8 protein-coding genes are annotated in these 11,604 nt (G+C 66.9%); 5 read left to right on the top strand and 3 right to left on the bottom strand.

Annotated elements, in window-relative coordinates; all coding sequences use genetic code 11:
- Window positions 1-98: 98 nt before the first annotated feature.
- Entirely contained in the window at window positions 99-398 is a 300-nt protein-coding gene (locus tag ABZ806_RS30420) for a hypothetical protein (RefSeq protein ID WP_500220862.1), read from the top strand.
- A 286-nt stretch (window positions 399-684) separates the two neighbouring features.
- Here ABZ806_RS30420 and ABZ806_RS30415 read toward each other — a convergent pair whose 3' ends face one another.
- The gene (locus ABZ806_RS30415; protein ID WP_500220861.1) at window positions 685-1,665 is read right to left on the bottom strand and encodes a helix-turn-helix transcriptional regulator; all 981 of its coding nucleotides are present in this window, start codon (window positions 1,663-1,665) and stop codon (window positions 685-687) included.
- A 138-nt stretch (window positions 1,666-1,803) separates the two neighbouring features.
- On the opposite strand from ABZ806_RS30415, the gene ABZ806_RS30410 reads away from it, so the two are divergent.
- From ABZ806_RS30410 to ABZ806_RS30395, 4 genes are all read left to right on the top strand, one after another.
- Window positions 1,804-2,928 (top strand): epoxide hydrolase family protein, encoded by a 1,125-nt coding sequence (locus ABZ806_RS30410; RefSeq protein ID WP_500220860.1) that lies wholly within the window; start codon window positions 1,804-1,806, stop codon window positions 2,926-2,928.
- Window positions 2,925-3,998 (top strand): winged helix DNA-binding domain-containing protein, encoded by a 1,074-nt coding sequence (locus tag ABZ806_RS30405; RefSeq protein ID WP_500220859.1) that lies wholly within the window; start codon window positions 2,925-2,927, stop codon window positions 3,996-3,998. Before ABZ806_RS30410 ends, ABZ806_RS30405 begins: the two co-directional genes overlap by 4 nt.
- Before the next feature lie 184 nt (window positions 3,999-4,182).
- The gene (locus tag ABZ806_RS30400; RefSeq protein WP_500220858.1) at window positions 4,183-6,225 is read left to right on the top strand and encodes an SNIPE associated domain-containing protein; all 2,043 of its coding nucleotides are present in this window, start codon (window positions 4,183-4,185) and stop codon (window positions 6,223-6,225) included.
- Window positions 6,226-7,296: 1,071 nt separating this feature from the next.
- The gene (locus ABZ806_RS30395) at window positions 7,297-8,076 is read left to right on the top strand and encodes an SAM-dependent methyltransferase (protein WP_500220857.1); all 780 of its coding nucleotides are present in this window, start codon (window positions 7,297-7,299) and stop codon (window positions 8,074-8,076) included.
- Between the two features lie 699 nt (window positions 8,077-8,775).
- Here the strand turns inward: ABZ806_RS30395 and ABZ806_RS30390 are convergent.
- A complete protein-coding gene (locus ABZ806_RS30390; protein WP_500220856.1) occupies window positions 8,776-10,140 on the bottom strand; it encodes an ATP-dependent nuclease in 1,365 nt (454 codons plus the stop codon).
- A gap of 431 nt (window positions 10,141-10,571) precedes the next feature.
- Window positions 10,572-11,604 (bottom strand): hypothetical protein (locus ABZ806_RS30385; protein ID WP_500220855.1); only part of this gene is annotated, 1,033 nt, incomplete at its 5' end.

Here is an 11,604-nt window from a genome sequence, read left to right as displayed (position 1 = left end):
AAGGTGGTTCGTCTGGCGGGATCATGGGAGTTGTCGAAGCTTCCATCACCCGAACAAGAAGGTCCATCGGTGTCGGTCACGCATGTCCGCTCGTTGCCGTGTCTGCTGGAGGCCACCCTGGGAGGGCCCGCAACTACCGGGAGTTGGGGCCACCAGCGATCTGGAGCACCGACCTGGCCGGCGGCGACAAGGTGAAGCCGCAGTACGCGGCCCGCCTGGCGGTGATCCGCCGGGACGTCGCCGACCGCCCCGGACAAGCTGTCAGCAACGACATCGTCATGATGGTGACCAGCCGCGTCACGATGACCAGCGTCGTCACGACCGCCCGTCACCCAACGACTTTGCGCCGGCCACGATCTCCCGTCTGGAGCAGGGGCGCAGCGCCGGGCTCGACGTGATGAAGGCGAGGTCGCGGGTGCCGGGATGCCCGCTCAGACTTTGGCGGCGTTACTAGGGTTGGCGGGCCTCCTGGGGCCACGGTGGTCACTGGAGTGGCACCCGTTCCCGCGGCCGGGGCGGCAGGTCTACGAACAACCCGTCTATGTCGGTGCACAACGCCAAGGCGTCCTCGCCGGGTTATTGCGGTGTGCCGGTGTCCGACGAGCAGCCAACGCGGCGGAAACCCTGGGGCCCACGTCCACCGCCGCTGCCACGGATCGTCTGCTCGGCCCGGACGGCCGGTCGTCATCCTCCCGACCCTGTCTGCCGGCTGGTGTCGAGTGCGCGCTGATAGCGCTTCGTCAGGTTGTGCAGGGCGTCGACCAGTTCCGGGGAATCCACGATCGTGAAGTCGGCGTCCAGCAGTCCTAGATAGAGGGCGAGCATCTCCGGATGGTCCGAGCCCGGCTCGAACGCGCACCGGTCTTCGCCGAGGGGCTCCACCTCCATGGGGATCGGCAGCCGACCCCGCACGTATGCTGCCGGCGCGTGCACGATGACCCGTGCCCGGTACCGCCAGGTCGCCTCGCCGACTCCGCGCGCCACCTGCGCCGTGATCTTCTGGTCGGACGGCAGCGCGCGGGGCTTGAAGCGCGGCCCCGTCGGCGTCCGCGGCTCGATCCGATCGACCCGGAAGGTGCGCCAGTCGTCCCGGTCCAGGTCCCAGGCCACGAGGTACCAGCGCCGCCGGTCGTTCACCAGGCGGTACGGCTCGACCGAGCGCCGGCCGGACGCGCCGGAATGCGTCCGATAGTCGAACCGGAGCCGCTCATGGTCCCGGCATGCGCTCGCGATCACAGTCAGGACGTCCGGGTCCACCTGCGGGCCGCGCGACGGCATCGGCAGCGCGTACGACTGGAGGGTGCTGACCCGGTGGCGCAGCCGCGCGGGAAGCACCTGCTGCAGCTTCGCCAGCGCACGCATCGAGGTCTCCTCGATGCCGGCGATCGAGCCGTTCGCGGCGGTGCGCAATCCGACGGCGACCGCCACGGCCTCCTCGTCGTCCAGCAGGAGCGGCGGCAGGGCACGGCCCGTGCCGAGCCGGTACCCGCCGGCGACGCCCGGACGCGCGTCGACCGGATAGCCCAGCTCGCGCAGCCGCCGGATGTCATTTCGGACGGTGCGGGTGGTGACGCCGAGCCGCGCGGCGAGCTCGGTACTGGTCCAGTCGCGTTGAGCCTGCAGCAAGGACAGCAGACGCAGCAGCCGCGCCGAAGTCTCCAACATTCTTCGATCCTGACGACAAACTAGGAAAGAGCCTTTCCTTTATTATTCCTAGCCTTCTCGCGGTGAGCACAAGAGCTCCCCTGCTCCCAGCTCGGCCCTCCGGCCGATACCAGCCCGGTCGACACAAGGAGAAGCGCCATGAGCGACGGCATCCAGCCCTTCCGCATCGACATCCCTCAGACGGACGTCGACTACCTGCACGACCGGCTCGCCGGCGCCCGCTGGCCCGGCGAGCTGCCCGGCGTGGAATGGGCCCGCGGCGTCCCGCTGGCCTACCTGAAAGAACTCGCCGAGTACTGGCGCACACAGTACGACTGGCGTGCCCAGGAGGCGCAGCTCAACCAGTACCCGCAGTTCACCACCGAGATCGACGGGCAGCGCATCCATTTCCTGCACGTCCGATCCGACCAGCCCGGCGCCAAGCCGCTGCTGATCACCCACGGCTTCCCGAGCTCCGTCGCCGAGTTCATGCACCTGATCGAACCGCTGGTCAACCCGGTGGATGGTCAGGCTTTCCACGTCGTCGCGCCGTCCCTGCCCGGGTACGCCTTCTCGACCCCCCTCGGCGGGACGGGCTGGGCGAGGGGCCGCACCGCACGCGCCTGGGTCGAGCTGATGCGCCGGCTCGGCTACGAGCGGTACGGCGTGCACGGCGGCGACGTCGGCGCGGCCGTGTCCGGCATGGTCGCCGCCTTCGATGGCGGGAAGGTCACCGGCGTCCACGTGGTCACCGATCCGTTCACCGCCTCCGGCGTCGCCACCTTCATACCCGGCATGGCGGACCGGCTGGACGAGAACGACCCGGTCGACAAGCTGATCCTGGACCGGATGGAGGCATTCGTAAAGGAAGGTTCCGGATACCTGGCGATCCAGAACAGTCGGCCGCAGACGATCGGCTACGGCCTGGTCGACTCGCCGCTGCTCCAGCTCGCCTGGATCGCCGAGAAGTTCCACGAGTGGACCGACCTGCCGGTCGACCGCGACCAGCTGCTCACCACGGTCAGCCTGTACTGGTTCACCGGCTCCGGCGCCACCGCCGCGCATAGCCTTTACGAGCAGGCGCATTCCTCCGACTGGGCCGCACCGTCCGGCGTACCGCAGGGATTCGCGGTCTTCGGCGCGGACGACACCGTCCGGAAGCTCGTCCCCGCCCCGGCCGGCGCGCACTGGAGCAAGTTCGAGCGGGGCAAGCACTTCCCGGCGATGGAGGCCCCGGCCCAGCTGGCAGCCGACCTGCGGGCCTTCTTCGGACCGCTGAAGTGACCGATGTGCTGAGCCGGCGTGGCCTCAACCGGGCCACGCTGGCTCGCCAGCACCTGCTGGAACGCGCGCCGACCGGGGCCCTCGAAGCGATCGAGCACCTGGGCGGCATGCAGTCCCAGGCGCCCCTCGCCCCGTACGTAGGACTGTGGACCCGCCTCCAGAACTTTGCGGCGGACGAGCTTTCGTCACTGACCGAGCAGCGCCAAGTAGTCCGGCTGAGCCTGATGCGCAACACCGTGCACCTCGTCAGCGCCCGCGACTGCCTGGACTGGCGCCTGCTGTTCCAAGAACTGCACGCCGCTGCGTTCACCGGCCATTTCCGCCGCGGCATCCAGGGAGTGGACTTGGACGCCCTCCTCCACCAAGCGAACCGGCTGCTGAAAGAACAGCCTCGCACCCGCGCCGAGCTAGGCAAGGTGCTGGCAGAACGCTGGCCGGACGCCGACCCGGCCACACTGGCGTACGCGGCAACCCACCACATCCCGCTGTGCCAGGTCCCACCGCGGGGCGTTTGGGGCAAGAATGGCCCTGCGGCATGGGCGCCGGTGCAGAACTGGCTCGGCGCGCCCCTGCGCCCGGTACCGGTGGACGTGCTAATACTCCGCTACCTCGGCGCATTCGGCCCGGCACAGGTCGCGGACATCCAGGTGTGGTCCGGACTGACCCGCCTGCGCGAGGTCGCAGAGCGCCTTCCGCTGCGGACGTTCCGCGGCCCGGACGGCCAGACCCTGTACGACCTCCCCGAAGCGCCCCGCCCTTCTGAGCACATGCCTGCCCCACCACGGTTCCTGCCCGAATACGACAACCTCCTGCTGTCGCACAAGGACCGCACTCGAGTGATCCTTGACAACCGCCCGGTACCGCTCCCGCCGGGCAACGGGGCCACCACCGGCACCTTCCTGGTCGACGGCACATGGCAGGGCACCTGGCGAATCCGAAACCAATCCCTCTACATCCAACCGTTCACCGAACTACGCCGAGATGATCGCGAAGCGCTGCTGCGCGAGGCCGCCCAGCTGTGCACTTTCCTTCAAGCGGCGCACGACATTGTCGTCGGCACCGTGCCCTGACCTGGGGCGTGGGCTGCGGAGGGCTGCCGGATGCGGCCACTAACGGTGTGTAAACCGGGGGCGCCATCGGGTCGTCCTAGATGCGTCGGGTGCTCCCCTCGATGAGTTCAGACCGTGGTGGGACGGAGGCACGGTGCCGGATCGAGGCCCTCGTTTCGCTTTGAGATGACGTTGCGAGGACGTGATGGCACTGCAGGAAATCCCGCGCCCGGACTACATCGGCGTCGAAGTGGATTCCGCCGACGCTGAGATTGCCCTACGCCTCTTGCGGTTCTTCCTTCGGGAGGGCGAGAGGGTGGTGGCCCTCGCGACGACCGTCAAAGCGCTCCCTACGCTCACTCACATCGTCATCACCGAGCGCCGGGTCCTTGGGTTCTCCGTCGCCGAACTCGCCCGGGAAGGCCCGCGCCAGGAAACCGACATCACGACGATCGCTTCCGTCGAGATGCGGAAGTCGTACAAGCAGCGCTGGTTCTTCGTGATCGTGGACAGAGCAGGCGCCGATACCGATTTCGGCGACGTGCACGACCGGGACGCACCACGCCTTACCAAGATCGTCCAAGACCTTGTCGGGCGGCAGGCACACCCCCGCCCGGAGGCTGCCGTCCCGGCACCGCACACGCCGAGGATTAGCGCGGGGACGCCTATGTCACCACCCGCCGCACCCGTCACGCCGCCGCCCCTGTCCTCGCCGCCGCCGTTGCCACCGCCCGTGCCCTCGCCTGCGGTCGTCCCGGCTGCGCCCCATCCGACCGGGTGGCGTTACAACCCGCCGCCCACCTGGCCTACGCCGCCCCCAGGCTGGACGCCACCGCCCGGATGGATGCCTGATGCGAGTTGGCCGCCCGTACCGCCGGGCTGGCAATTCTGGTCACCCGTGCCCGTTCAGACCATGCCGCCCCGGAGGAGCCGGCAGCCCCTGGCGCACCAGGTGGTCGAAGCGCCTGTTCCCCCCACGTCCGGGGCGGCGCCGCCTCCACTCGAGCCATTCGGCGGATCCAGGGGCAGGGCGGGGTTCGGCAACCGCAGGCAGCGAATCGAGGAACTCGAGGCTGAAAACGCCGAACTGCGCGGATGGCTCCAGCGGCTAGGAGGCTTGGAGGCACCCCAGGTAGCGGCGGAACTGAAGCGAATACGCGACGAGATCGCCGACGCAGAGCGCAAGCGCACAGAACTGCGCAACGAGTTGCGGCGCGTCCGCATCTCGATCACCGAGACAGAGGACCTCGCCCTCCTACAGGAGGCGGGTGTTTACGAGTACCAGCATCCGCTGGCCGACGTCGTCGCCTACAAGGCCGAGTTGGCGAAGGTGAAGGATCGCATCAAGGCCATGGCGCGAACCGGTAAGGCGGTCGTCGGCGCCACGAACTGGACGGTGAACGGTTCGGGGGCACAGGGCGGCAAGATGGTGCGGGACTTCTCCAAGCTGATGCTGCGCGCCTACAACGCCGAGGCCGACAACCTGGTCCGGACGATGCGGCCCTACAAACTGCAGTCGGCGATCGAGCGGCTCGACAAGAGCGCACAGACGATCGAACGGCTCGGCAAGACCATGGACATCCGGGTCAGCCGAGAGTACCGGTCGATCCGTGTCGAGGAACTGCGTCTGACCGCGGACCATCTGGCCAAGGCCGAAGAGGAGAAGGAACGGGTCCGGGCCGAGCGCGAGCGTCAGCGCGAGGAGGAGAAGGCACGCAAGGAGTTCGAGCGGGAGAAGGCCCGCCTGCTCAAGGAGCGCTCGCACGTCGAGTCGGCGCTCGCGCGCCTGGAGGCAAACGGCGACACGGGCGGCGCCGCCGACCTCCGGGCGAAACTCGCCGATGTGGAGTCGGCGATCTCCGACGTGGAGGGCCGCGCGGCCAACGTCCGAGCCGGGTACGTTTATGTGATCTCCAACATCGGCGCGTTCGGCGAGCGCATGGTGAAGATCGGGATGACCCGGCGCTTGGAACCGATGGACCGCGTCCGCGAGTTGGGCGATGCATCAGTGCCCTTCCGGTTCGACGTCCACGCCCTCATCTTCAGCGATGACGCAGTCGGGCTGGAGAACAGCCTCCATCAGTCGTTCGCGCAACGCCGTGTCAACCAGGTCAACCTTCGCAGAGAGTTCTTCTACGCGACGCCCGCCGAGGTCCGCGAGGTGCTCGAGCAGATCGCGGGTAACCATCTCCTGGAATACAACGAGATACCCGAGGCCCTCGAATATCGCGCCGGCAAATCCGCCTGACAAGATGGCTCCGATCACCCAGTCGGCAGGCGAAAGGATCGGCCGACCACGGGGGCCCACTGGCCACGCTGACGTGCTCAGCGACGGCCGCCTTGGCGTTTGTGCGGGTTGCGTGCCCAAAGGGCGCTGCTGTGGGAAGAGGGAGCGGCGTACGCCGGGGTGATCATAACCATTTGCACATGCCGCCATCAACCTCGATCGGCGATGTCTACCGCCTGGCTCCAAAGACGCGGGATAGATCTTCTCGCGCCGGTTCGAACCAAGTACGGAAAACCGCGCGCATGGCTGCACCGGTGGCGGGCCGCGAACGTGACCGTCCCGCAACCGGCGCAGTCCAGGCCCGGGAGCAGACACTCGGTGACTTTCCGGACGATCTCGATGTCGATGACCTGCGCCCACCGGGCTCCACCGGGCCCGCGCCGTTCAGGGAGCGGTGACAGGACCGGCATTCGATCGGCGGATCCGCGGTCTTCCACTCGTCGGGGTCGGGGTCACGTTTGGGTCCTTTGCCCTGGTGGCCGGGCTGCCCGCCGCGCTTGCGGTCCTTGCGCCGCTTCCGTTGCGACTCCTGCCGGGCCCTGCACGCGGCCTTGGCCCCAATGCACTCCTTCGGGGAAGGAGTGCCCGAGTCGCTGCTGTCCATCGACAGCCGACGCTCCAACTCCGCAACCCTCAACTCCAGGCGGCGCTCCCGCTCCGCCGACGCCTCCACCCGGGATGGCAGAGCCTCGACCTGCGCCTGCAGCACCGCGAGCTGCTCGTCCTTCGCCTCGATGACAGCCGGCAGCCGCAACACAAGCGGCTGCTCGCCCAACTCATCGGACACAAGCCGTAAGGCTGCTCGGCCCGGACCCGAACCTCAAGCAGCCGAGCCCGTCGGCGTGTCGCCATTCAGATCCCGTGAATGGACACATCCTCTCGGTAAGGGCGTCGGCCGAAAAATCGCGTCGATCGGTTGCCATATCTCCGGAAGGCCGGACAGTGCTCCCTAGGCGACAGGCCTACACGGTTGGTCACTGCGAAGCGGCGGCAGTGTGCCCAGTGATCTCTCGACAGGATGGAGCGGCCTTCATGGCAGATTCGGACGAGACCTACCGCTCGTACGAGAGGTACTTCGAGACGAAAAAGTATGCACAGCGGTATCCACGGCCGAATCGCCTCGCTCTCGAGCGCATATTGCGCGCTCTTTCGCCTGGCGCAACATTGATCGACATCGGTGCAGGGCACGGTCGTTACAGCATCGCCCTCGCAGAACAGGGCTACACCGTCGTAGCTGTGGAAAGAAGCGACGCGGCCCGCGAACAGCTTACCGAAACGGCATTACGACGAGGCCTGAGTGACAAGCTTCTCTGCTTCAAGGAACTCGAGGACGTTGATCCGAAACTGGCCGAAAAGAGCGAGCTCTCACTCTTGTTCTTCGGCGTCCTCTCGCACATGGCCTTCAAGGAGCGAGAACTCGCACTGAAAACCATCCATAGCATGATGGGCGAACAGGCGAATGTGATCGGATCGGTGCCCTGCACGTTCCGGAGATACAAGAGTGAACGGGTCAACGCCAGGATCGACGACTTCGGAGACGCTCCGCGATTCTTCTATACGCACCATCTCGACGGAGCCGCGTACGAGTTCGCTTACACCGCGTTTTCGCCACAGCAGTTGCGCGCGGAGTTCGCACTCCACGGCTGGGAGTCCGTGCAGATGAAGACAGAGTCGGTACTGAGCGAGCGAAAGGTGGCACGGAATCGATTTATCGGCGCGGTGGACGCGATGGTCTCTCGAATGACACCCTGCCGATTCTCGCATGCCATCTTCTTTCATATTCGACCTGCAGACGATGCACCTCAGAGCTGACCACTCTACCCAAAAGCCGCATTCACCGCAAAGGCATTCGTATGCGAGCGCGCCCTGTGCTGCGCTGGCCTCGACTGAACCGCAGCAGATGTCGTCCCGACCAGACCCTACTTCTGGAGTACGTCGATGCCAAGCGCACCCCTAAATGGCGAAGTCCGAAATTCCGTCCTGGTGGCCGAGAATCTGGCCATACAAGAGGCCGTCGACAGCGGCGGACAGTTGGGCTCTCCACGCTTCCGCTCGCATTCGGCAAAAGTGGACTGCCGGCCCATTCGATACTCAAATCCCAGCTCGCAACCGCCGTCGACCTCAACGCTTACGGAGCTCTCGGCGGCGAGGCCAACCGGTCATAGGTCACACAGACCCCATACACACTCCCTGTGTCAACCTCAGGCAGCGTTGGGGGCGTTGAGGGCTGCCGCGGCTCCGTGTTTGGCGGGGTCGTACGGGGTGCCGTCGAGCCAGCATCGCCAGATCACGCGGATCCATGCGCGGGCAAGAATTCGGATGGCGTGTGCGTGGTCTTTGCCGCCGGCTCGTGCATCGGCATAGATCTTGGCGGCCCAGGGACTGGAGCGTCGGCTGTGGCCACGAGGTCTCCGGTGTTTCTGGTTCTTCTTGGTCGATGAACGCTCTACCGGAGACCTCGCTGTTTAAGGATCACGACACACCGTCACACACCAGACTTCGAGACAGGCCCTAGTTCTCCCTGGCCATCAGCTGCACGTGGGCGATGATCTCCTTCAGCTGTGCCGGCGGGAGCGTCCTGGTCAGCAGGGTGGCCTGGAAGTATGTGTGCTCGCTCTTGCCGTCCGTCCCGTGGCCGTCCGCAATGAGCTCCTTCTTCATGATCTCCCAGTCCGACCACTCCTCCTTGAGGAAGGCTTCGAGTGTGTCGCGGAACACGGCGTAGCCGCTGGCCACCGTGGTCTCCGGCCAGTCCTCGTCGTCCGCGCCGAGCAGGCACAGCAGGTCGCGGTTCTTGCCGGTCTCCTTACCGATCCGGTCAGCCAGGTTCTTGTCTGTCTCGTCGGGTTTGCGCTCGGCGTTGTGCCTGTCCCCGTCGAACACCACATAGGTTGGGATGCCGAGTGTGGTGAGGATGGCGTATGGCAGCCGGAGGTTCTGCTTGCCTTCGACATTTACCACCATGATGCCGTTGGTGTTCAACGGGTCCTCGCGGTAACCGCAGCCTTCGAGGACGCCCTTGTCGCTGACGCCCTCCACCAGAACGACGGCGCGGGCGAACATGGCCTCCGGGATGTCCGTCAAGTAGGCCCGCGCGATCTTCCGAGCGAGTTCCACGTCGCTGATCTTCATCCCAAGCAGATCCTTGACGGCCTGCTGCGTGCCGGAGTCGACGTGGACGGACGGGGCGCCGTCCTCCTTCGTGCGCGTCATACGGCGGATCTGATGAAACCCGTCCGTCTCCAGGAAGTAGGGGCTGTGTGTGGCGTAGGAGATCTGGATTCCGTGCTGCGGCCCCGTGGCGAGCCTGCGCAGCACCGACGCGAAGGTCCGGGCCTGGACAGGATGCTGGAAGAGCTCCGGCTCCTCGATCGCCAGGAACACCGTCCGGCTCGCCTCGGCGGCCTTCCGCTCTGCCAGCACCCGCAGCGCAGTGATGAGCACCGCCCGCTGGAAACCATGCCCCTGCTGATCAACACGGGTGTTGGCGGTCCCGTCCTCCACCGACACCTGGAACAGGGGCTGTGGCACGCGCATCTCGGGAATGTGCGAACTGACGCGCAGCCTGCGGCCCCGGGTGAGCTGCTCGACCTCGCGGGTCAGCTCGTTCGAGAGTTCATGCAGTTGCGCCTCGAAGTGCTCGGCGTGGATCTTGCCGCGATCGTCGTTGAACACCGCCTGAAGATCGAGCATGTCCCGCTCGGCTTGGCCGCGGTCCACGGCCTGGTCCATGATCCGGCCGATGATGGAGCCTTTCACATCACGCCCCTCCTCGACGGCCCGCAGGTCCGCGCTGACGAACACGTAGTCGAACAGCCCGGTCATCTTCGCCTGTCCGGCGAAGCCGAAGAAGTGGGTGTCGGCGGGCAGTTCCACCGCTTCGAGCCGGTCTCGATGTCCTTGAGGAGTTCGAGGAACCGCCACAGCCTGCGCAGGTTGGTGACTCTCATGGTCAGCGTTTCCTGTTCCCGGTCCTCCTACGAGTCCCCGGTCTCCTCGCCGAAGATAACTTCGAACGTGTCGATGGCCCGCCATTTATCCGTGCTTCCTGATGCCCCGTTCCTTCGAATTCGTCCGCAATTATAAATGCGGACGTGGTGTCGGTCAGACTTTTGTCGCTCCGGTGCGACTTGTGCTTTCCTACACGACGTCGTATACCGCGTCGGCCGAGAAACACCTGGGATGCATACAGGAGGGTGGTCGACGTATTGAGGAGATGGTCGACGCGATCACAAGCCACTTCGAGCGTTTCCTGGCTTGGACGGTCGGCGCTCTCTTAACTGCGGATACTCGCGCTTTTCCAGCCGTCAGTCCGGTGGGCGATCCGGTTCGGGGCGGGGTGCCGGGGCGGGCGGTGGTGCCGGGGTGGGTGGCGCTGCGGGGCCGGGCCATGGTGCGACGGGTGCTCCGGGACGGGGCGTGGCGGCGCCCAGAGCAGGGGCCGGGGCCTCGGCCGGCCGGTCGACGGTGATCGTGAGGCGGTCCAGGTAGGCGACCTGCAGTGCGGCCAAGACGAGCAGCGCGAGGACGAGCACGGCGAGCGGGGTCGCGAACCCGAGTGAGACGCCGGGGGCGGAGTACTGGCCCAGTTGGCTGACAAGTGCGACAGGTGCCGTCATGGTGTCGCGGCTCGTTCCGACCAGCAGTGGCCAGAGCAGTTCCTGCGCGTTGATCAGGACCGTCGCGCCGCCGAGGAGGACGGCCAGCGGAAGCGCCGGCACCGCGACGGTGCGCAGGAAGCCGCCGGCGGCCGGGGCGCCGGCCGCCATCTGCGCCTGCCACGCGGCCGCCCGGCCGCGGCAGAACAGCGTCAGCACGACCAGCGCGGGGACGCTGATCAGCGTCGGCGGGATCAGACTGCCGAACGTATCGATCAGGTCGAAGCTGCGGGCGTTCTCGAAACCGCTGATGCTCAGCGGCCCGATGCCGACGAACAGCCACGGCGCGAACGGCAGCAGCAGCCATTCGCTCCTGCGGCCCAGCGGGCGCAACCCGCCGATGCCCAGTGCGCCGAGGAACGCGGCGCCGACCGAGACCAGCGCGCCCAGCAGCGGCGGCACCCACGTGTTGACATACGTCCTCGCGTCGGCGGGGGACGCGGCGCCGCGCGGGCCCTGCGAGGAGAACAGCGCCGACAGCCAGGGCCACGCACCGACCAGCACGACGGCCAGGACGGCGAGCAACGCCGCTGCGGCGATCACGATGCGGCCCGGGCCGACCGGCCGTCCGGCGGGATCCGCCGGAGCGAGGTCGATGCGCAGTGCGGTGGTGATCGCGACGAGCGTGGCCGCGATGCCCAGGACTCCGAGGATCAGCCCCGTCACCGTGGCCAGAGCCGCG

Source organism: Spirillospora sp. NPDC047418 (assembly GCF_040643275.1).
GTDB lineage: Bacteria > Actinomycetota > Actinomycetes > Streptosporangiales > Streptosporangiaceae > Spirillospora.
The sequence above is the reverse complement of the archived record's forward strand: the minus strand, read 5'-3'. Positions and strand labels throughout refer to the sequence as shown.